The 20,834-nt window shown below is 40.7% G+C and carries 19 protein-coding genes and 1 pseudogene; 10 read left to right on the forward strand and 10 right to left on the reverse strand.

All coding sequences use genetic code 11. From position 1 onward, the window contains the following. Nucleotides 1-17: 17 nt before the first annotated feature. Together RJ01_RS14715 and RJ01_RS14720 are read right to left on the reverse strand one after the other, a co-directional pair. Complete coding sequence (locus tag RJ01_RS14715) at nucleotides 18-713, reverse strand: VIT family protein (protein WP_034171635.1); 696 nt, start codon at nucleotides 711-713, stop codon at nucleotides 18-20. A 331-nt stretch (nucleotides 714-1,044) separates the two neighbouring features. After that, nucleotides 1,045-1,526 (reverse strand): annotated as a pseudogene (locus tag RJ01_RS14720) (VOC family protein). Nucleotides 1,527-1,788: 262 nt separating this feature from the next. On the opposite strand from RJ01_RS14720, the gene RJ01_RS16780 reads away from it, so the two are divergent. The 4 genes from RJ01_RS16780 to RJ01_RS14735 all read left to right on the forward strand — a co-directional run bounded on the left by RJ01_RS16780 (nucleotide 1,789) and on the right by RJ01_RS14735 (nucleotide 6,336). Further along, the gene (locus RJ01_RS16780; RefSeq protein ID WP_264673497.1) at nucleotides 1,789-1,917 is read left to right on the forward strand and encodes a hypothetical protein; all 129 of its coding nucleotides are present in this window, start codon (nucleotides 1,789-1,791) and stop codon (nucleotides 1,915-1,917) included. Between the two features lie 556 nt (nucleotides 1,918-2,473). Then, complete coding sequence (hppD, locus tag RJ01_RS14725; RefSeq protein ID WP_034171636.1) at nucleotides 2,474-3,535, forward strand: 4-hydroxyphenylpyruvate dioxygenase; 1,062 nt, start codon at nucleotides 2,474-2,476, stop codon at nucleotides 3,533-3,535. Nucleotides 3,536-3,706: 171 nt separating this feature from the next. Then, nucleotides 3,707-5,107 (forward strand): amino acid permease, encoded by a 1,401-nt coding sequence (locus RJ01_RS14730; RefSeq protein ID WP_034171637.1) that lies wholly within the window; start codon nucleotides 3,707-3,709, stop codon nucleotides 5,105-5,107. A 29-nt stretch (nucleotides 5,108-5,136) separates the two neighbouring features. Then, nucleotides 5,137-6,336, forward strand: a complete 1,200-nt coding sequence (locus RJ01_RS14735; RefSeq protein WP_034171638.1) for an amino acid aminotransferase — start codon at nucleotides 5,137-5,139, stop codon at nucleotides 6,334-6,336. A gap of 245 nt (nucleotides 6,337-6,581) precedes the next feature. Here the strand turns inward: RJ01_RS14735 and RJ01_RS14740 are convergent, their stop codons facing one another. Then, the gene (locus RJ01_RS14740) at nucleotides 6,582-7,403 is read right to left on the reverse strand and encodes an IclR family transcriptional regulator (protein WP_052209110.1); all 822 of its coding nucleotides are present in this window, start codon (nucleotides 7,401-7,403) and stop codon (nucleotides 6,582-6,584) included. Nucleotides 7,404-7,591: 188 nt separating this feature from the next. On the opposite strand from RJ01_RS14740, the gene fahA reads away from it, so the two are divergent. The 5 genes from fahA to RJ01_RS14765 are packed head-to-tail and all read left to right on the forward strand — an operon-like array spanning nucleotide 7,592 to nucleotide 11,503. Next, complete coding sequence (fahA, locus tag RJ01_RS14745) at nucleotides 7,592-8,875, forward strand: fumarylacetoacetase (protein ID WP_034171639.1); 1,284 nt, start codon at nucleotides 7,592-7,594, stop codon at nucleotides 8,873-8,875. A gap of 20 nt (nucleotides 8,876-8,895) precedes the next feature. Continuing rightward, nucleotides 8,896-9,534, forward strand: coding sequence for a maleylacetoacetate isomerase (gene maiA / locus RJ01_RS14750; protein WP_034171648.1), 639 nt, complete (start codon nucleotides 8,896-8,898; stop codon nucleotides 9,532-9,534). A 20-nt stretch (nucleotides 9,535-9,554) separates the two neighbouring features. Further along, nucleotides 9,555-10,130 carry a VOC family protein gene (locus tag RJ01_RS14755; RefSeq protein ID WP_004783206.1) on the forward strand — a complete coding sequence of 192 codons (576 nt, stop codon included), beginning with the start codon at nucleotides 9,555-9,557 and terminating at the stop codon, nucleotides 10,128-10,130. A gap of 21 nt (nucleotides 10,131-10,151) precedes the next feature. Continuing rightward, on the forward strand, nucleotides 10,152-10,853 hold the full coding sequence (locus tag RJ01_RS14760) for a CoA transferase subunit A (RefSeq protein WP_034171640.1): 702 nt from the start codon (nucleotides 10,152-10,154) through the stop codon (nucleotides 10,851-10,853). Between the two features lie 2 nt (nucleotides 10,854-10,855). Further along, nucleotides 10,856-11,503 carry a CoA transferase subunit B gene (locus tag RJ01_RS14765; protein ID WP_034171641.1) on the forward strand — a complete coding sequence of 216 codons (648 nt, stop codon included), beginning with the start codon at nucleotides 10,856-10,858 and terminating at the stop codon, nucleotides 11,501-11,503. A 676-nt stretch (nucleotides 11,504-12,179) separates the two neighbouring features. Here the strand turns inward: RJ01_RS14765 and RJ01_RS16890 are convergent. From RJ01_RS16890 to RJ01_RS14790, 7 genes are all read right to left on the reverse strand, one after another. Next, a complete protein-coding gene (locus RJ01_RS16890; protein ID WP_323848068.1) occupies nucleotides 12,180-12,302 on the reverse strand; it encodes a Fic family protein in 123 nt (40 codons plus the stop codon). A 209-nt stretch (nucleotides 12,303-12,511) separates the two neighbouring features. Continuing rightward, entirely contained in the window at nucleotides 12,512-13,414 is a 903-nt protein-coding gene (locus RJ01_RS14770; protein WP_034171642.1) for a cation diffusion facilitator family transporter, read from the reverse strand. Nucleotides 13,415-13,477: 63 nt separating this feature from the next. After that, complete coding sequence (locus RJ01_RS14775; protein WP_034171643.1) at nucleotides 13,478-16,642, reverse strand: efflux RND transporter permease subunit; 3,165 nt, start codon at nucleotides 16,640-16,642, stop codon at nucleotides 13,478-13,480. Next, nucleotides 16,632-17,882, reverse strand: coding sequence for an efflux RND transporter periplasmic adaptor subunit (locus tag RJ01_RS14780; protein WP_034171644.1), 1,251 nt, complete (start codon nucleotides 17,880-17,882; stop codon nucleotides 16,632-16,634). The genes RJ01_RS14775 and RJ01_RS14780 overlap by 11 nt, the downstream gene beginning before the upstream one ends. After that, nucleotides 17,866-18,321, reverse strand: coding sequence for a TolC family protein (locus tag RJ01_RS16665; RefSeq protein ID WP_227504446.1), 456 nt, complete (start codon nucleotides 18,319-18,321; stop codon nucleotides 17,866-17,868). Before RJ01_RS16665 ends, RJ01_RS14780 begins: the two co-directional genes overlap by 17 nt. 18 nt (nucleotides 18,322-18,339) lie before the next feature. Then, nucleotides 18,340-19,194 carry a TolC family protein gene (locus RJ01_RS16670; RefSeq protein ID WP_227504447.1) on the reverse strand — a complete coding sequence of 285 codons (855 nt, stop codon included), beginning with the start codon at nucleotides 19,192-19,194 and terminating at the stop codon, nucleotides 18,340-18,342. A 48-nt stretch (nucleotides 19,195-19,242) separates the two neighbouring features. Then, nucleotides 19,243-19,641 (reverse strand): cation efflux protein, CzcI-like, encoded by a 399-nt coding sequence (locus RJ01_RS14790; RefSeq protein ID WP_052209111.1) that lies wholly within the window; start codon nucleotides 19,639-19,641, stop codon nucleotides 19,243-19,245. Nucleotides 19,642-19,991: 350 nt separating this feature from the next. On the opposite strand from RJ01_RS14790, the gene RJ01_RS14795 reads away from it, so the two are divergent. Further along, nucleotides 19,992-20,723 carry a Fic family protein gene (locus RJ01_RS14795; RefSeq protein WP_034171646.1) on the forward strand — a complete coding sequence of 244 codons (732 nt, stop codon included), beginning with the start codon at nucleotides 19,992-19,994 and terminating at the stop codon, nucleotides 20,721-20,723. The last annotated feature ends 111 nt before the right edge of the window (nucleotides 20,724-20,834 follow it).

A 20,834-nucleotide genomic window follows, 5' to 3' on the forward strand; every position in this document is an offset into this window, starting at 1 on the left:
ATTATGAACAGTAAACGTCAACAGACCCTAAATAGAGAGCCAATCCAGAAACTGAATAACATAGCAACGATGCCCCAAATCATGACACGCAGTGCGCCTTTCCACATACTGCCACCGCCTGCATAGCTGGCTAATGCTCCCATAATTCCCAGACTAAGCACTCCCACCAGCATGACGCCCTGATCTAGCAAATGTGAAGGCAGAACTAAAATGGATACCAATGGAAATAAAGAACCTACCGTAAATGCTGATGCTGAAGAAAATGCTGCCGTAAAGGGCTGGGCAGCTGTCTGTTCCAGAATTCCAATCTCATCACGTGCATGCGCATCCAAGGCATTATGTGCAGTAAGCTGTTTTGCCACTTCTTCGGCCAGATCAGCTTCTAAACCTCGCTTGATATAAATATTTTTTAGCTCTTTTAATTCATGTACGGGATGCAGATTTAATTCCCGCTCTTCCATGGCGAGATCATTTTTTTCAATATCCTGTTGCGACTTAACCGAAATATATTCCCCAGCTGCCATCGAGGCTGCACCAGAAATCAGGCCAGCAACACAAGCAATCAAAAGTGTTTGTGAAGAAGCGCCACTGGCTGCCATCCCAACAACCAGACTGGTCACGGAAATAATTCCATCATTGGCACCGAGCACTGCGGCACGCAACCAGCCAGAACGTTGTATATAGTGTTTTTCATGATGATGGGAATAAGGCATGTCTTTCTCGTTCTTCTAGCGGATGAAATAAGATTTTAAATTTTAGTCACTTATTATTTTATCATCTTACTTTAAGCCAAATATTTCAAATATAAGTCTTCACTTTCAGAGATAGCTTCGAGTTTTATTGACTTATTTTTGAAAAATAGAAATTACTTATCGAGGATGTTTAAATGGGTTTTAGCCAGCGGTCGCAATAAACAACCCACTGGCTATACCTTAAAGGATGAACTTCTGATTATTATCAATGACCTTTCACTTTAGATAAGTAATAAGGTCAAAAGCTTAAACCAAATGCATTGCATCAAATAATTGATATCAATATCACTTCTTAACCTCGGATGGCAGCTTCAATTGCAGCGACATCAATTTTCTTCATGGTCATCATGGCATCAAAGGCTCTTTTAGCAACACCATGGTCTGAACTGTATGATGCTTCAAGTAAAGCTTTAGGGATGATTTGCCAAGATACCCCCATTTATCCTTACACCATCCGCATTCACTTTCCTGCCCATTATTGTTCACAATCGCATTCCAGTATCGGTCCGTTTCTTCCTGATCTTGTGTGGCCACTTGAAAGGAAAAAGCTTCATTATGCTTAAATTCTGGTCCACCATTTAAACCAATACATGGAATACCCAGTACGGTAAAGTCTACTGTGATGACATCACCTGTTTTACCAGAGGGATAATCTCCAGGTGCAGGAACAATGGCACCTACAGATGAATTTGGAAAAGTTTCTGCATAAAACCGTGCAGCCTCTTCAGCATCGTGATCGTACCAAAGGCAGATGGTATTTTTTGCAATATTCATGATCTCGCCTCTGCGTAGAGATTAAGAGATGACGCATTTGTTTAGCCCTGCTTTACGCTTTTGAGTGGCTAAACAAATTTATCTATGCGTTCTATATTCGACCTAAGCTGGCAAAAGGCCAGTTTCTTTATTGTGTTTTTATTCTTCGAATTGTAATAACAGGTACTTCTTGATCTGCTGCAGATTTTATAAAGTGCTTTGCAGCTGTTCTAAGCCACTAAAATGTTTATAAAGTTGTCGATGTCCAGGTCGACAATATGCCTTGCTTTTTTCATTTGCGCTGATTACAGACCGCTACTTTGAAAATACCTTAATGGTCGGAAACTCTATCTCTATCGTCAATGCGGTGGCCGGGGTAATTGGTGTCTTCCTGCTGTATAAAGGCTGTTAGTACTATCGTGAAAGTATGAAACTGGAAAAACTGGTAGATTGAATCTATTCCGAACAGTAAAGCCCTTAATCATTTAAGGGCTTTTTCTTTTTTGTGGAAAATTAGCTGAAAACTCAGATCTGGATATTTCAATTTTTCAGACTTCTTGCTTCATATTTCTCTGAAAAAGCCTTTGCTCAGCAGTTACTTTAACAGGTTGATTAGATGCCAATCAGATTTACAAAAAACTACATTTGCTATGATTTAGTATCTTGGAATTATCCAAAAAATATTTTTTATGAATAACATTAATTTATGTTATAAATTAACCTCATATTTTACTAAATTATTTATTACGTAATTAAATTACGTATTGAATAATATTCAAGATCCAGTATGATGAGTTAAATTCCTTCTTTTTCTTGTAGGCATCAGGAATCGATGCAGTTCAGCAAGAAAAGAAGTCAGGCAAACGGATTTGTCTTCTCAATATAAAACGGCAGTCATACCTCCGTAGAGCCTGAACAGACAGTAAAAGATGAGCAATAGGATTGCTTTTAAATAATGAGGATGTTGTATGAATGAATTAGCCAATCCATTAGAACTGTGCGGATTCGAATTTATTGAATTTGTCTCTGAAGATGGCCAGCTGGATCCTGTTTTTCAAACCATCGGATTCACTAAAGTGGCGAAGCATAAATCGAAAAATGTCTATTTATGGCGCCAGGGCAATATTAATATCATTCTGAATTATCAGCCTGAATCATATGCAGCATTTTTCTATAAAGAGCACGGTCCTTCTGCTTGTGCAATGGGCTTCCGTACCAAGAATGCGGCAAAAGCTTTTCAGAAGGCGATTGAAATCGGTGCAGAACCGATTTATAGCAAAATCGGGCCAATGGAGCTTAACATCCCTGCGATTAAAGGAATCGGTGGTTCTCCAATCTTCCTGGTCGATTGTGACATTTACCAAAATGATTTTATCTTCTTTGATAATGTTCCATCGCGTCCAGCCGGCACAGGCCTGAATGAAATCGACCATTTAACGCATAACGTTTATAAAGGTCGTATGCAGTACTGGGCAGATTTCTATGAAAAGATTTTCAACTTCCAAGAAATCCGCTACTTCGATATTAAAGGCGAATACACTGGCCTGACTTCTAAGGCACTAACAGCACCAGATGGTAAGATCCGTATTCCACTAAATGAAGATTCTGACAAAGGTAATGGCCAGATCGCTGAATTCCTGAACGAATTCAATGGTGAAGGTATTCAGCACATTGCCTTTATCTGTGATAACCTACTTGAAACATGGGACAAGCTGAAAGCTTTAGGCACCAAGTTCATGACGCCACCGCCAAGCACTTATTATGAAATGCTGGATGAGCGCTTGCCGAACCATGGTGAGCCTGCGGATGAGCTGCAAAAACGCGGCATTCTGCTCGATGGCAATACCAAAGATGGTAACAAACGCCTGCTGTTACAGATTTTCTCTGAAAATATGATTGGTCCGGTGTTCTTTGAGTTTATCCAGCGCAAAGACGATGATGGTTTCGGTGAAGGTAACTTTAAGGCCTTATTTGAATCAATCGAACGTGATCAGATCAAACGTGGTGTTTTAGACATTTCTAAAGCCTGAACCTTTTTAAAACCATACCTGTGTCTATGTAGTCTCATATGCATCGGTATGGTTGCCTCTGTTTAAACGTATACGCTCGTATAACACTTAAGATTCTGCATCGATGAGGGCATAAAAATAATAAAGCACATCATAGTTCAGCACTTAATCTCACATGGATGATGAATAAAAATGCAGCATATTGAACAAGGAAACCTGAAAAAAGGTTTAAGTAACCGGCATATTCAGCTCATCGCACTCGGTGGTTCAATTGGTACCGGACTGTTTCTTGGAATTTCACAAACGATCAAGCTTGCTGGGCCTTCTGTTATTTTAGGTTATGCCATTGCAGGCTTGATTGCCTTCTTAATGATGCGCCAGCTGGGTGAAATGATTGTACATGAACCTGTGAGCGGTTCTTTTAGTCATTTCGCTTATAAATACTGGGGCAAATTTGCCGGATTTATGTCGGGCTGGAATTACTGGGTACTGAATATTCTGGTCTGTATGGCCGAATTAAGTGCCGTCGGTCTTTATATCCATTACTGGTGGCCAGAAATTCCGACCTGGGTCTCTGCCCTCGGCTTCTTCATTTTCATCAATATCATTAATTTGCTTCACGTGAAATTATTCGGTGAAATGGAGTTCTGGCTGGCGATCATTAAAGTTGGTGCAATTATTGCCATGATTGCGTTCGGCAGCTACCTGCTTGCCAGTGGTAGCGGCCATAGCCAGTCCAGTCTGGAAAATTTATGGCAACTCGGCGGCTTCTTCCCGAATGGAATTATGGGCCTGATTATGGCGATGGCCATGATCATGTTTGCTTTTGGCGGCATTGAGCTGGTCGGGATCGCAGCAGCAGAAACTGATAATCCGAAAAAGACTTTGCCTAAAGCAGTCAATCAAATTGTCTACCGTGTCCTGTTATTTTATATTCTGAGTCTGGTAGTGATTTTATCACTTTACCCTTGGAACATGATGGCGCAAGGTGGTAGTCCATTTGTGATGATTTTTGATTCGCTTGGTAGTCAGACAGTTGCCGGAGTTTTGAATTTCGTGGTGTTAACCGCGGCGGTTTCGGTATATAACAGTACTAACTACTGTACCAGCCGTATGCTGTTAGGTTTAGCCCAGCAAGGTAATGCGCCGAAGTTCTTAAGCAAGATTAATCAGCGTGGCATCCCTGTGAATGCGGTGATGGTTTCAGCGTTTTTCACCTTGATGTGCGTTTTATTAAATTATCTGGTGCCGGAAAAAGCCTTTAGCATGTTGATGATGCTGGTGGTTGCTGCCATCGTGATTAACTGGCTTGTTATTTCCTATACTCATTTGAAATTCAAGACCTCCATGAATCGTACGCAGACTAGAACCGATTTTCCAAGTGTGGCTTATCCATTTACCAACTATTTATGTATCGCATTTATGGGCGGTATTCTGCTGATTATGAGCAGCACCCCGGACATGCGCGTTGCTGTCATCATGATTCCGGTCTGGATTGGTATTCTCTCGGTTGCCTACTTCTTTAAGCGCAAACAGGAATCTCAGACGGCTATGTTAGACAACAGCAAAATTAGCTCTTTACCAGAAGCGTAATCGCATATTGATTAGATTAGGATAGATTCATGTTTCAACATATTGATACTTATGCCGGTGATCCGATTCTCTCTTTAATGGAAGAATTCAACAAAGATCAGCGTAATAACAAAGTTAACTTAAGCATCGGCCTGTATTACAACGAAGATAATATCGTGCCGCAGCTAGACTCAGTGCAAAAAGCCTATACTTACCTGACCCCTGACTATAATAAAGTTCGTGTTTACTTGCCGATGGATGGTCTAAACAGCTTTAACCAGGCTGCACAGGAATTAATTTTTGGAACTTCCAGCCCTGCCCGCGAGCAAGGCCGTGTAGTCACGATTCAGACCTTGGGCGGCTCAGGTGCGCTAAAAGTCGGCGCTGACTTTTTGAAAAAATATTTTCCAGAATCTGAAATCTGGGTGAGCCAGCCGACTTGGGAAAACCATATTGCCATCTTTAATGGCGCTGGTATTCAGACCCATTTCTATCCTTATTATGATGCAGAAACCAATGCCGTTAATGTACCGGCGATGCTGGATTGCTTAAAACAGCTGCCCGCTCAAAGTATTGTGTTATTACATCCATGTTGTCATAACCCGACCGGGGCAGACTTACAGCCACATGAGTGGGATCAAGTCATTGAAGTATTAAAGGCTCAATCCTTAATTCCGTTCCTGGATATGGCATATCAAGGTTTCGGTCAGGGTCTGGAACAGGATGCCTATGCCATTCGTGCACTTGATCAAGCCAGAATGAACTTTATCGTCAGCCATTCATTTTCCAAAATCTTCTCTTTATATGGAGAACGTATTGGTAGCTTAAGTTTTGTCTGTGATGACGCTACAAGCGCACAAAATGTTTTAGGCCAGTTAAAAGCTACAGTTCGCCGGATTTATTCGAGTCCGGCGGCCAATGGTGCGCTATTGGTCAGTCAGGTGTTAAATAATCCTGAACTGTTTCAGCAATGGCAGGCTGAAGTTGAAGAAATGCGCCAGCGTATTTTACGTATGCGAGGCTTACTCAAAGAAAAATTGTCTCAGGCACTACCAGAACTTGATTTCAGCTACCTGACCCAGCAACAAGGCATGTTCAGCTATACCGGCTTAACTGCTGAGCAAGTGGATCTGTTAAAACAGCATTATGGTATTTATCTGGTCCGTAGTGGCCGGATGTGTACAGCGGGTCTGAACCTCAGCAATATTGATTATGTTGCAGAGTCGATGGCTGCGGTGATCAAAATGTAAAATGAAGCTAAACCGTTGATTTATTAAAAATAATTAAGTTGTTAGAAGCCTTCTAGCTTAAGTGCTGAAAGGCTTTTTTTATGAATAGTGATTTGATCTTTTTAAATAAAAATAGGGTCAGATAAGGCTCTTTGAATCGTACCGGGTTTGTCGGAAAGTCAATATTTGGATATAAAAAAGATCCAGTACCCAATCAGGACTGGATCTATGTAATGACTATAAATTATATGTAATAGAAGAAAGTATTAGACAGCCACCTGTGGATTAAACAAGGCATCAATCTGTTTTTGGATCCCTAGCAGATAATCAATAGCCTGTTGCATCTGATCTGCTGGCAACTGGTCTTCGGTGCCGATACAGGTAATCACATGATCAAGCTGTCGGCTAAAGTTATACACCGGAATCGCCACTGCATGAATGCCCGCCATCATATCACCGGTCACTGACGCATAGCCCTGCTGCAGAATTTTCTCTTTAAGTTGCAAAAATTCTTCCCAGTTCGCTGGATATTGACCTGCTTTAGCGCTACTCGCCCACTCTTTTTCCAATAAAGGCTTGATGATGTGTTCTGGCTGGAGGCAAGCATGTAAACGACCAGTTGCCGATTTTAGCAAAGGCATACGCGAGCCGACCCGGGTAATAATATTAAATACATGATTGGATTCAAGCGACTGAACCACCACCGCACCATCAGCAAACCATTTGCTGACATGAATACTGCAATTTAAATGCTGCTGAATCTGCATAATATATTTTTGGGTTAATTCCAGCATATCGGTACGTTTTAAGGCATTGACTCCAAATGCGTGAGCACGCTCACCCAAGCCATAACGCCCGTCACTGAGCTGCTGGGCATACCCTTTACGTATCAGACTGACCACATAGCGATGCACTTTTGCAGGATGCATAGACAGGACTTCTGACAGCTCTTTTAACATCATCGGTGCATTATGTTCAGTCAATGCATCGAGTACAGTTAATCCTACTTCTAGAGACTGCACCCCTCCCTGTAATTTTTCTTCCTCAACGCTCATCGTTTCATCCTGCATATACGCATTAATTTTCATGGTTCTATCAAGCCATTGTACTACTGAAATCAAAAATCTTGCTTAGCCAAATCTGATTCCCTATTGAAATTATAACTGCATTTTAACAAATTTACATTATTCATAATCAAATTATTTATTGCGTAATTTAAAAATATAAGTATGATTCTATATAGAACTTAAATTTTCCACGGAAAGGATCCTTATTTATGACGACACGTTTAAAGTCATTTGTCGACATCGCTCCTGATTCAGATTTCCCTTTAGAAAACCTGCCTTACGGTATTTTCAGTGATGAGCAAAACGCCCAACCGCGTGCCGGGGTGGCACTTGGAGAATGGGTAGTTGACCTGGCGGTATTGGAAGAAAAGGGTTATTTAAAACTAGAAGAAGGTCAGCAATTTTTTAATCGGCCAACCTTGAATGCCTTTATTGAGTCAGGTAAAGCCAACTGGTCTAAAGTACGAGTAGAGTTACAGACGCTGTTGTCAGCAGATCATGCCGAATTGCGTGATAATCAGGAACTCCGTGATCAGGTTTTCTTTAAACAGTCAGATGTCAAAATGCATCTGCCGGTGCATATCCCAGGCTATACCGATTTCTATTCATCCAAAGAGCATGCCACCAATGTCGGCTGTATGTTCCGCGATCCGAAAAATGCTCTGTTAGCCAACTGGTCAGAACTTCCAGTCGGTTATAACGGTCGTGCCAGCTCCGTAATTGTCAGCGGGACAGAGATCGTGCGTCCATCTGGACAGATCAAATTACCGGATTCTGATCGCCCAGTATTTTCAGCATGTCGCAAACTCGACTTCGAACTGGAAACCGGCTTTATCATCGGCAAGCCAAATAACTTAGGCGAGCCCATTGCGATTGAAAATGCCTGGGACCATATTTTTGGTATGGTGCTATTCAATGATTGGTCTGCACGTGACTTGCAACAATGGGAATATGTGCCGCTAGGTCCATTTAACGCCAAGACTTTTGCCTCTTCGATCTCGCCATGGATCGTAACCATGGAAGCGATTGAACCATTTAAAACCAGTTCACCTGCTCAAGAGCCAAAACCTCTGGCTTATCTGCGTGAAGATAACAGCAGTAATAGCTATGACATTAACCTGTCCGTTGAAATTCAGCCTGAAAATTCAGGCCAAGCTGATGTGATCTGTGAAACCAATTTCAAATATATGTACTGGTCGATGGCACAGCAGCTGGCTCATCACACCATTGCCGGCTGTAATGTACAGGTCGGTGATCTGATGGGTTCCGGCACGATTTCCGGTCCTACGCCAGATTCTTATGGTTCATTACTGGAAATTACTTGGAATGCAACCAAGCCACTGACTTTATCGAATGGTGAACAGCGCACTTTCATTCAGGACGGCGACACCGTAATCATGAAAGGCCATTGTGAAAAAGATGGTCTGCGTATCGGTTTCGGTGCTGTGAGCGGCAAAATTCTGCCAGCGCTTGATTTCGGTTTTAGTGAATAAGCTGGAGTGAAATCATGACCATGAAACTATATACCTATTTTCGCAGTTCAGCCGCTTACCGGGTTCGTATTGCACTCCACCTGAAAGGACTCGAAGCAGAACATATCCCGGTTCATCTGGTGAACAATGGTGGCGAACAGCATAGTGAAATGTTTCGTCGGGTCAATCCGGGAGAGCTGGTCCCTGCATTGATTGAAGATGATTTCACGCTGACCCAGTCGCTCAGCATGATTGAATATCTTGAAGAAAAATTTCCGGAAACTCCCCTGCTGCCCAAGGATTTGCAACAGCGTGCCCTGATCCGGGCCTTTAGTCTGAATATTGCCTGCGACATTCATCCCTTAAATAACTTACGTGTACTTCAATACCTTAGTAAAACCCTGAGTGCCAGCGATGAACAGAAAACCGAATGGTACAGGCACTGGGTTATCACCGGTTTAAAAGCACTTGAAGCTCAATTGACGCATTCAAATGGCCAATTCTGTTTTGGAGATCAACCGAGCCTTGCAGATTGCTGCCTGATTCCGCAAGTGTATAACACCAAACGCTTCAACATCGATCTTTCAGATTTTCCGAAAATTGAATCGATTTATGCCCATTGCAACTCACTGGATGCATTTCAAAAAGCTGCACCTGAAGCGCAGCTCGATGCAGCATAAGAACATATAAGGATATAAACATGACCATTCAAATCGAAAAAATTCACCATGTCGCCTACCGCTGTAAAGATGCCAAAGAAACCGTGGAATGGTATAAAAAGAATCTGAACATGGACTTTATTCTGGCTTTTGCCGAGGATCATGTCCCGTCTACCAAAGCTTTCGACCCCTATATGCATCTATTTTTAGATGCAGGCAATGGCAATGTATTGGCCTTTTTTGAACTGCCCACCCAACCGGAAATGGGCCGCGATGAAAACACCCCGAAATGGGTGCAGCATATCGCCTTAAAAGTGAAAGATCGTCAGGCACTGGTTCAAGCTAAAGAGCATCTGGAAGCCAATGGCGTAGATGTACTGGGCATTACCAATCACGGCATTTTCCATTCAATTTACTTCTTTGATCCAAATGGCCACCGTCTGGAACTGGCTTATGATGATGAAAAAGCACCTCAGAAAATTGCCATGATTACCGAAGAAATGAAGTATGACATGCTGGAACAATGGAGCAAAACCAAACGCGCACCATCGCATACCCACTTCCTGCATGCAGATGAATTAGACCATAGCGCTCGCGAAGCCAAGATGGACGCTTGAATTTTAAGAAAAGGATCTCTGATGAATAAAGTCGTTGCCAATGCTCAGGAAGCTTTAGCGGATATCGTGGCAGATCATCAAACGCTCGCCGTTGGTGGTTTCGGTTTATGCGGTATTCCTGAAGCACTTATTGAAGCTTTAAAAAATACTGGTGTCACTGGTCTCACCTGTATTTCCAATAATGCAGGTGTGGATGATTTTGGTTTGGGCAAATTGCTGCAGACTAAGCAGATCAAAAAAATGATTTCTTCTTATGTCGGTGAGAACAAGGAATTTGAGCGCCAATATCTGAATGGTGAGCTGGAAGTAGAGCTGACCCCTCAAGGTACACTGGCAGAAAAACTGCGTGCGGGTGGTGCTGGAATTCCCGCTTTCTACACCCAAACCGGTGTCGGCACATTGGTTGCTGAAGGCAAAGAAGTCCGTGAATTTGAGGGTAAAAAATTTATCCTGGAAAATTCATTAACAGCAGATGTGGCGCTGGTCAAAGCCTATAAAGCCGACAAGGCCGGAAATCTGGTGTTCCGTAAAACCGCACGTAATTTCAACCCCGAATGTGCCATGGCCGGGAAAATCACTATAGCTGAAGTTGAGCAAATCGTAGAAATTGGTGAACTTGATCCCGATACTATCCATCTGCCTGGAATCTATGTGAATCGAATCATCGTTAATGCTTCACCGGAAAAGCGCATTGAGCAGATGACCTTAAAGGCAGGAGCATAATCATGGCTTGGACTCGAAATCAAATGGCTCAGCGTGCGGCACAGGAACTGGAAGATGGTTTCTATGTCAATCTAGGTATCGGTTTACCCACACTGGTAGCCAACTATATTCCTGAAAATATCAACGTCTGGCTCCAGTCTGAAAATGGACTGCTAGGGATTGATGAATTTCCAACTGTAGAAACCGTTGATGCAGATCTCATTAATGCAGGTAAACAGACGGTCACTGCCCGTAAAGGTGCTGCCTTCTTTTCCAGTGCAGATTCCTTTGCCATGATTCGCGGTGGGCATGTCAATATTGCGATTCTGGGGGCAATGGAAGTTTCCGAAACGGGTGATCTGGCAAACTGGATGATTCCCGGCAAAAAAGTCAAAGGTATGGGCGGTGCCATGGATCTGGTAGCCGGTGTGCAAAAAGTTGTGGTGCTGATGGAACATACAGCGAAAGACGGTTCACCGAAAATCATTCCTCAATGTACCTTGCCCCTGACAGGTAAAGGTGTGGTCAACCGGATCATCAGTGATCTCGGCGTTATGGATATTACTTCACGCGGAGTGGTTCTGGTAGAACTGGCTCAAGATGTCACACTGGAGCAGATTAAAGCTGCGACTGGAGTTGAGCTGATTACGGATAGATTTGAGGCTGCCTGATCTGCTTCTATTGAATAATCAAAGCAGCAAAAGCTGCTTTGATTATCTTCTGAAAATATTGCTTTATCATCGTAATTACACTGAAGATAAATAATATTTTTTTATAATATTCAAACTCTTGCTGTATAATTTTAAAAATCACAATAAAATCTTATGAATGTAATTCACCTTATTGGATCAAATAAAATTATCTTTATTTCTATTCAAATAAGTTTGCAGAAAAACTATTTTTTTTCGGTTTATTGTTTTTTTATTAAGCTCAATAAAACTTATAAAATTTAAGATTCAGAACTACTCTCACACCTATTTATATTTAGAGTGATCACTAAAGATAATGATGATAATAAAATTTCAATTAGTATAAAAAATACTCAATAAAAAAACCACCTATATAAGTAGCTGATTTATAAGAAGAATTTTGGTGGAGATGGCGTCAATTAAACTCAAATCCTAACCCATTCATTCTAAAGTAATTTTATTGAATAAGAAAATTCACTGACCCAATTTTGACCCAAATTAGATTTAGTGTATTGAATCACTTTAAAATCTTGTTCAAATCCAAATTCAGGATTAGAACTGGTGTACACATTTTAACACGTAAAGACTGAAGATCAAAAGCAATGTTATAACATTGCTTTTATTTACTACTCAGTATTTTCTATAGGCCATCTTTTTTTCAATTTGTATTTCTGCTTAGAGCTCTTGGTTTATCAGGAATTATTCGTTCAATTAATCTAGCCTCTAATGCAGGACTTAAATATTTTTTTTGAACGTTGCAAGATGCGATAAAGCTAATAATGACATAAGTTCGCTAAGGCTCTATTCCTTGTGTTCCATCGTTTCAATTAGGCGCTTAACTTGAGCGGTAGCTTGATCACTAGCAAAATTTTTTCCACTAAATGGTTCAAAAAATCCTTCAACTTAGCTATACAAAAAATCATCGCTACATTGTTTTTACAAAATTGACCTATATTATCAATTACCTTTGTAATTACGACTACGTTTTTGTTACTTAGCATGCTGGTGCTTATGCCAATTATCATCTTCAATTTGTAGTGTCATATCAGTGATATGATGCCGTTCATGAAGTATATGAAAAGCCTGATCGTATAATTTTTTTTGATCCACATCAGGTGCAACCAAATGCACGGTCAAAACCAACTTTCTTGACGTAATCGCCCAAACTTTTAACTCATGAATACTTTGAACCCCTTCTAACATTAATAAATCTGATCTTAACTTCTCAATATCAATTTCTTCAGGAACACCTTCTAACAATATATGGATACTTTGTTTCAATAATATCCAAGTTCTTGGAAGTACCCAAAACCCAATCAATACTGCAATCAGCGTATCAATCCACATCCATCCCGTGAAATAGATGATTAGTGCACCAATGATGACCCCGACTGAACCTAAAGCATCACTAAGCACCTCTAAATAAGCACCTTTAATATTGAGACTCTCTTTGCTACTCGAGAGCAAGATTTTCATTGAGATGAGATTGATGATCAGTCCGAGTATTGCCACAACCAACATCCCGATACTTTGAATTTCAGGTGGATTCTCAAAGCGCTGATAGGCTTCAAATAAAATATAGAGAGCAACAACAAATAACATCAGTGCATTAAATAATGCAGCCAGAATTTCAAAGCGTTGATAACCAAATGTACGCTTATCATCTGCAGGTTTTTGTCCGATTTTAATTGCCACTAATGCAATCGCAAGTGCAGCAGCATCTGTCAGCATGTGCGCAGCATCGGATAACAGCGCCAAACTTTGCGTCATAAACGCAGCGATGACTTCAATAATCAAAAATGTGGTGGTTAATGCTAAAGCGAAATAGAGTTTTTTGGCATTTTTTTCCGATGCTTCAAAATGACTGTGGTCATGTTGATTTGAGCTACTCATAGTGCTCTCCTTATTATTGATTATTCAAGGTAAGCCGAAGCATTACCTTGAATATATTTATACTTAATAGGTTTCCGTTTGTAGTCGCTTATTGTCCTGATCAGTATTGATCCAGCGATATAAAATAGGAAGCAATACAAGGGTGAGCATGGTGGATGAAATAATGCCTCCAATCACTACCGTCGCCAAAGGTCGTTGTACTTCTGCACCTGTTCCAGTGGCAAGTGCCATGGGCACAAAACCAAGTGAGGCGACACAAGCTGTCATCAATACAGGACGTAAACGTAAAATTGCTCCTCTCCATACTGCTTCATCTAAGCTGTATTGATTTCGAAGCTCTTTGATAAATGTCAGCATCACAAGACCATTCAGTACAGCAACACCTGACAGTGCAATAAAGCCAATACCCGCTGACATCGATAATGGAATATCTCGTAACCAAAGGAATAAAACACCACCCGTTAAAGCAAACGGTACGCCTGTAAATACCAAAAGACTCTCTTTAACATTATGAAATACTGCCATGAGCAAAATAAAGATAGTCAATAAGGCCAGTGGAATCACAATTTGCATACGTGATTGAGCTGAAGCTAAATTTTCAAATTGGCCACCATATTCAATCCAGTACCCACTTGGCAGATCATAGTCTTTTAACTGCTTTTGCAGTTCAGAAACATAAGAACCCAGATCACGCCCTTCAACATTAGTTGTCACGACAATACGACGTTTACCATTTTCACGGCTGACTTGGTTCACCCCTTCAATTAGACTGACTGTCGCAACATCGGCTAAGACAATTTGCCCTCCACTAGGAAGCTGAATCGGCAACTGAGCAACTGTTGATGTATTTCGATCTTGATCAGTTAGTCTAATTTCAAAATCAAAACGTCGATCACCTTCTAAGATTTCACCCACATTTTGACCACCAATACTGGTTGCCACAAGGTCTTGAATTGAACGCACACTTAGCCCATATTGCGCAGCCAAAGCTTTATTTACCTCGACATTTAGTAATGGCAAACCTGAGGTCTGCTCGACTTTCACGGCACTGCTACCCGATATTTGCTGAATGGTTTTGGAGATTTTAGTCGCTTCAGTATTGAGGACATCCATATCATCACCGAAGATTTTCACACCAACATCACTACGCACACCTGAGATCAATTCATTAAATCGGAGTTCAATAGGCTGGGAAAACTCACTATTATTGCCGGGAATTGTCGCAAGATAAGCTTCCATTCGGGTTCGAAGTGCGTCCAGGCTTTCTTTTGAATTTGGCCATTCCTCACGTGGTTTAAGCATGATATAACCATCGGAAATATTCGGTGGCATCACATCTGTTGCAACCTCGGCTGTACCCGTTCTGGCAAATACTGCCTGAATTTCAGGGAAACTCTTTAAAAGAAGCTTTTCAGTATTCTCCTGAATACGTAAAGACTCTTCTAAGCCTGTACTTGGTGAACGCAACTGTTGTACCGCAAAGTCGCCTTCACTGAGCTGTGGTGCAAATTCACTGCCGAGTTTGGTACTGATGAGTCCTGTAATCACTAATAAACACAGTGCAAAAGTCAGCACAACTGCTTTGTATTGGTACGCAATATCAAGAGTTTGCTGATATTTAGCTTTTAGCCATAACATCCAACGACTTTCTTTTTCTTGAATATCACCTTTGACCCACAATGCCACCGCAGCAGGCACAAATGTGATCGATAAAATAATGGCTGCAACAAGGGCGAGTACCACTGTCAATGCCATCGGATGGAACATTTTTGCTTCCACACCACTTAAAGCAAAAATCGGAAAATACACCACTAAAATGATCAATTGCCCAAAAATCAAGGGACGTCGAGCTTGGCGTGCGGCTAAAAAGACCTCTTTAAAACGCTCTTGTTGAGTTAATTGTCGCTTTAACTGTTGCTGAGTATGCGCCAAACGACGAATACAGTTTTCAACAATCACCACCGCCCCATCGACAATAATCCCAAAATCTAAAGCTCCTAAACTCATGAGATTGGCACTGATATTTTTTTGCGCCATGCCTGTGAGTGTGAATAGCATCGACAATGGGATCACACAGGCTGTAATTAAGGCTGCACGAATATTCCCGAGAAATAAAAACAGAATGACGATGACCAAAATGGCGCCTTCAATCAGGTTTTTTTGTACCGTTTTAATCGCCTTTTCGACCAAGCTGGTGCGGTCATAAACAGTTTCAATTTTAACCCCTTTGGGTAAGCTTTTCTGAACCTCTTGGATCTTAGCATCTACCGATTTTGATACCGTACGGCTATTTTCGCCCATCGCCATCATGGCAATCCCAAGTACCGTTTCCACACCGTTATAGGTAGCACCACCTGTTCTTAAGTCATGACCAATGGAGACTTGAGCAATATCACCCACACGGATTGGACTACCGTTCGGACTTGCAATCATGGTGTTTTCAATATCACTGATATTATTCAAGGTACCCGGCACACGAACCGTGAGTTGCTGACCATTTTCCTCAATGAACCCTGCACCACGATTTTCATTATTCAGTGTCAAGGCTTGCTGTAATTGATCTAAACCAACATTCAACTGCTGCATACGACTTAGATCGGGCGAAACGAGATAGGTTTTATTATAGCCACCAATACTATTAACCTCAGCAACACCTTTAACTCGTTGCAGTTGCGGTCGAACAATCCAATCCTGAATTTCTCTTAAATCCATCGCTGTATAAGTAGAACCATCTGCTTTTTTCGCATTCGGTTCGGCTGTAAGCACCCACTGATAAATTTCACCTAAGCCAGTAGATACAGGTGACATTGTGGGTGAAACTTGTGCAGGTAAATCAGCTTGCACTTCTTGTACACGCTGGTTAATTTGTTGACGTGCCCAATAGATATCGGTTCCATCTTTAAATACAACAGTGACTTGGGATAATCCATAGCGGGAGATTGAACGTGTTAGCTCCAAATCTGGAATACCCGCCATGGCATTTTCAATCGGATAGGTAATCCGTTGTTCTGCTTCAAGTGCTGTAAAACCATTGGCTTGGGTATTGATCTGTATTTGGGTATTGGTAATGTCAGGAACAGCATCAATTGGCAACTTCTGATAACTATAAATACCCACCGCAATCCATGTGCAGATAAACAGCATCACCCAAATAGCATTTTGAATTGCAAACTGAATAATGCGCTCAAATAATCCTTCAGGATGAGGTAAATCTTGATTAATGCTCATGACCGGCCTCATCTTTTTCTAATTCAGACTTTAATAAAAAACTGCCATCAGCAATGTATTTCTGCCCTTCAGTTAATCCAGAAATGACTTCTAGCCATTGCCCATCCTGACTGCTCACGCCCACTTCTATTAGCTGTGCTTTAAGATGAACTTGTCCCTTTTCTTCAGACTCAATCACAAATACCACAGGTTTTCCTTCAACCTGCTGTAAGGCTTTTTTCTGAACTCTTAACGCTGTTTTTGCTTGTGCATCAGTCACAAAAACATTTACCAAAACATTTGGACGCAGTACATCCGCTTGTGTGGTGACTTTGGCACGTACTTGTAAACGTCCAGTTTGTAAATCTGCCTGTGAATTCAGCGTTTGCACTTTTGCTTGGTAATTTTGATCAGAACCATTGGTTTTAAAATTTAAAATTTGCCCCGCTTGAAACTGAATATTTGAGGTATTTGGCAAATTAAACTCTAACCAAAGGTCTTTTAGATTTTCAATCACAAAAAGCTGATCCGCCAGTTGGACATTTTCACCTACCACAATGTCTTTTTGACTGATCATGCCTGGAATGGGTGCGCGAATAACAAAACGTCCATTTTGCCCAGTTGAACCTAGAGCGTGTAGACGGGCTTGCTGAGATTGCACTGTAATTTGGGCTTGGCGATAGGCATTTTCAGCACGCTGCAAATCTTGCTTTGCCGAAATACCTTGTGACCATAACTGTTGTTCTCGTTCGTATTCTTGCTGTGCCAAACGCAAACTTGACTGCGCAATGCTCAAACTCGCTTGTTGATCAATTAATTCAGGGACGGAAAGTACTGCAAGCGTTTGACCACGTTCCACATACTGACCAAGTGCCACATTAACTTGCTCAACATGACCACTAAAATTCGGTGAAATATGCGCTTGTTGATCCGTATTCACCACCAATTTTCCAGGGAGTGTTACAAAGCTGTTTACCTCCCCCTGTGTGACTGTTTCAACTTTAAGGCCATGTTCCACCATCTGTTGCGCTGTAAGCTCTATTTCGCCTTCTTCACTATGCTGATCTTCTTTACTTTCTTTAGCATGATCATCATGCTGTTCATCTTCACCATCATGCCCATGCTCATCATTTTTTTCATTTTGATTACCCAACCAGATCCATACGCTGATTAAAGCCGTTAAGCCGATCAATACACTGATTAAAATGGGTTGAGAGATTTTTCCAAATTGATATTTTTTCACTTTATTCTCCCTGCCCATTCAGCAGATTTTGAGTTTCTACAAAGGCTTTTTTATTGAGTTGGCTATAAGCATTAGATTGGCTGATCTCTTCATAACTTGTGCCTAAACTTAAAGCCTCAACACTGAGGCCGATCTGCCAAGCTTGTTTGAGTATTTCCAGTTGTGCCACACGTAAATTTTGCAACTGTAAAGATATCTGTTGTATATCCGTGACAGAGAATTTACCTGCCTGAAAACCCTGTAAAGTTCGAGACTGGACTTTTTCAGAAAGCTGTATTTGCGTATTAATAGCGTCATATTGCTGACGCAAGCCTTTCAACTCATTCAAACGGTTTGCAATATCAAGAATTTGTTGTTTTAACTCTCTTTGTTGAATTTGAGTCAATAACTGCTGTTGGCGCTCAGCCATGGGAATAACATATTGTTGACGATTAAAAATATTTAAAGGAACTTCCACCCCTAATACTAAAGTAGTTTAATCCGAAGATTGAGATGACTTAGTCTGAGTCATGCCAAGATTCAACATGGGTTGAGGACGGTTTTTTATCTTTAAACTTTCAACCTTTTGCTGAGATTGTTGCATATTCAAGGCATACAGTTTTTCGAGCCAACCGTGTTGGATATTTTTTTCAACTGAACGCTCAATCTCGCTTGGCCAAACCACTTTGTTTGATTGAACACTTAAGGAAGGTTGGGACTCTCCCCATAAATTAGACAATTGTCGTTGCGATGCTTGCAGCGCAAGTAAAGCTTGTTGATATTGTCTTTGAATTTCTAAATGGTCTATCTGAGCACGTTCATAATCTACTAATGCAATACTGCCCGCTTGATAACGTTTGTTAGCGCTGTCTAGATTCGCTTGACTCACTTTCATCTGCTTAGCAAAAATGGATGTTTCAGTTTCAGATAACAGATATTGTGCCCAAGCATACTTCACCACCATTTCACTCTGTGCTTGCCAGAGTTGCTCTTTAAGTTGAAGCTGCTGTTTTGAAATTGATGCTATTTCTTGGTTTAACTTACGTTGACCAAAGAGATCAAGTGGTTGACTGATACCAACACTCAGTTCTTTTTCCTGACTAGAACTAAAACCGTTTTGTTCAATCGAGAAAGTTGGATTTTGCCAAAGACTGCTGTTTTGAGTATTTAATATCGCAAGTTGCTGACGCTGTTGCTGAAGTTCGAATTGTGATTGATATTGCTGAACTTTGGCTAGAGCATCTTGAAAATTCGAGATTTCATTTGCAGATGCGCTAGTATTTTGAATGCCAAACAGCAAGAGCCCAATCGCTACGCATTGACTTGTAAAAGTCATATTTTGAAAAGACATAGATGTTTCCCACTATATTAAATTTGAAAGTGGTGGGAATATTTAAGGCTACCCCACCATTAGCGGGGAAAGTTCGGGAGGCGGGCTTTTTGAACTTAAGTCAGGCGAACTGTAATCATTATTCCAAAAATACTCTGGTCTAGCAGTATATGAAAACAGCGTTTGTATAAAAGAAACTTGACGTTGTTCTAAAATCAATTGGATCATCGATGGAAGATGATCCTGGTGATTCTCTACCCAGTCTAAATCATTATTCTGTTTTTCAGGTGCTTGATGACCATGTTTTTGGGTCTCGCTCACACATAAAGCATTTGTATGATGTCCAAAGTGATAGTTTTGAACCACGGAAATGCTTTCTTCATGGACACAAAAAGCAGCCGCCACATTCCAAAGGCTTTGGAACATGAACAATCCCACTAAGACTGTGATCCATGTCATTGAACGCATATGAGGATAAATAATAAATTTTTATAGCATTATAAACCTGGGAGTAACTCTAAGGTCAATAATTGTTTTTTTCATTAATCCTAATAATTTTAGGTGGCATCAATTGAACTCAAATCCTAACTTATTGACTCTAAATCTATTTTATTAAATAAAAAAATTTATTGACCCAATTTAGATTTAGTGCATTGAATTCACTTTAAAATCTTGTTCAAATCCGAATTCAGGATTTGAAGTGGCATACTGATTATACCAACATTGAGCACACTATAAAATGATATACTATAACATATCATTTCTTTGATTTTCTTTTTTGATGTATCATTCTTTTAGATATATTCAGGGACAAGGTAATGTTTGAAATTATTGATGATTTAAAAAATAAATTAGATCAGCATCGCCCCCTATCACCTGCAATAGTAAAAAATTTACAAGAAGACCTTATTGTACGATGGACTTATCATTCCAATGCTATTGAAGGCAATACACTTACTCTATTAGAAACCAAAGTTGTGTTAGAAGGCATAACTGTCGGTGGAAAAGCTTTACGAGAGCACTTCGAAGCAATTAACCATAGAAATGCCATTTATTACGTTGAAGACATTATTAGAAAGGAAGAACCTTTTTCTGAATGGCAAATTCGCAATATCCATCAACTCATTTTAAAGAATATTGACGATGATAATGCTGGCCGATATCGCCAGCAAAACGTATTGATTTCAGGTGCTACAACTACACCACCGGACTATACATTGCTCAATGACAAAATGACTCAGCTAGTCGATTGGTACAATTCAGAGGCACATAAGCTTCATCCCATTGAACGTGCAGCTAAAGTACATGCAGATTTTGTAGGCATCCATCCATTCATGGATGGCAATGGACGTACATCACGTCTATTGATGAATCTCGAATTGCTTAAAGCTGGTTATCCACCTTGTGTAATAACAGTTGAAAATCGATTAGCCTACTATGAAGCCCTAGATCATTGGATGGCTTATGGAAAAACTGAAGCATTTATCCAGTTGGTTTCTAAAGCGGTGATCAAAGGATTTAAACCGTATCAGGTGGTTTTAGGTCTTTAACTTACAATTATATTAATAAAACTTAAATACTAACTTTCATATATCCATTGAGCATTCGGCCATTTTTTCTCATCGATAGATTAGATCTCTTTCATAAATCAAAAAACGATC

Origin of the sequence: Acinetobacter sp. YZS-X1-1, assembly GCF_000804305.1 — a bacterium.
Taxonomy (GTDB): Bacteria; Pseudomonadota; Gammaproteobacteria; order Pseudomonadales; family Moraxellaceae; genus Acinetobacter; species Acinetobacter variabilis.

What these genes read in the sequence shown, in the direction of transcription:
- RJ01_RS14715 (WP_034171635.1), bottom strand. Translation starts at nt 713, where the DNA reads ATGCCTTATTCCCATCATCATGAAAAACACTATATACAACGTTCTGGC.
- hppD (WP_034171636.1), top strand. Translation starts at nt 2,474, where the DNA reads ATGAATGAATTAGCCAATCCATTAGAACTGTGCGGATTCGAATTTATT.
- RJ01_RS14730 (WP_034171637.1), top strand. Translation starts at nt 3,707, where the DNA reads ATGCAGCATATTGAACAAGGAAACCTGAAAAAAGGTTTAAGTAACCGG.
- RJ01_RS14735 (WP_034171638.1), top strand. Translation starts at nt 5,137, where the DNA reads ATGTTTCAACATATTGATACTTATGCCGGTGATCCGATTCTCTCTTTA.
- RJ01_RS14740 (WP_052209110.1), bottom strand. Translation starts at nt 7,403, where the DNA reads ATGAAAATTAATGCGTATATGCAGGATGAAACGATGAGCGTTGAGGAA.
- fahA (WP_034171639.1), top strand. Translation starts at nt 7,592, where the DNA reads ATGACGACACGTTTAAAGTCATTTGTCGACATCGCTCCTGATTCAGAT.
- maiA (WP_034171648.1), top strand. Translation starts at nt 8,896, where the DNA reads ATGAAACTATATACCTATTTTCGCAGTTCAGCCGCTTACCGGGTTCGT.
- RJ01_RS14755 (WP_004783206.1), top strand. Translation starts at nt 9,555, where the DNA reads ATGACCATTCAAATCGAAAAAATTCACCATGTCGCCTACCGCTGTAAA.
- RJ01_RS14760 (WP_034171640.1), top strand. Translation starts at nt 10,152, where the DNA reads ATGAATAAAGTCGTTGCCAATGCTCAGGAAGCTTTAGCGGATATCGTG.
- RJ01_RS14765 (WP_034171641.1), top strand. Translation starts at nt 10,856, where the DNA reads ATGGCTTGGACTCGAAATCAAATGGCTCAGCGTGCGGCACAGGAACTG.
- RJ01_RS14770 (WP_034171642.1), bottom strand. Translation starts at nt 13,414, where the DNA reads ATGAGTAGCTCAAATCAACATGACCACAGTCATTTTGAAGCATCGGAA.
- RJ01_RS14775 (WP_034171643.1), bottom strand. Translation starts at nt 16,642, where the DNA reads ATGAGCATTAATCAAGATTTACCTCATCCTGAAGGATTATTTGAGCGC.
- RJ01_RS14780 (WP_034171644.1), bottom strand. Translation starts at nt 17,882, where the DNA reads ATGGGCAGGGAGAATAAAGTGAAAAAATATCAATTTGGAAAAATCTCT.
- RJ01_RS16670 (WP_227504447.1), bottom strand. Translation starts at nt 19,194, where the DNA reads ATGTCTTTTCAAAATATGACTTTTACAAGTCAATGCGTAGCGATTGGG.
- RJ01_RS14790 (WP_052209111.1), bottom strand. Translation starts at nt 19,641, where the DNA reads ATGCGTTCAATGACATGGATCACAGTCTTAGTGGGATTGTTCATGTTC.
- RJ01_RS14795 (WP_034171646.1), top strand. Translation starts at nt 19,992, where the DNA reads ATGTTTGAAATTATTGATGATTTAAAAAATAAATTAGATCAGCATCGC.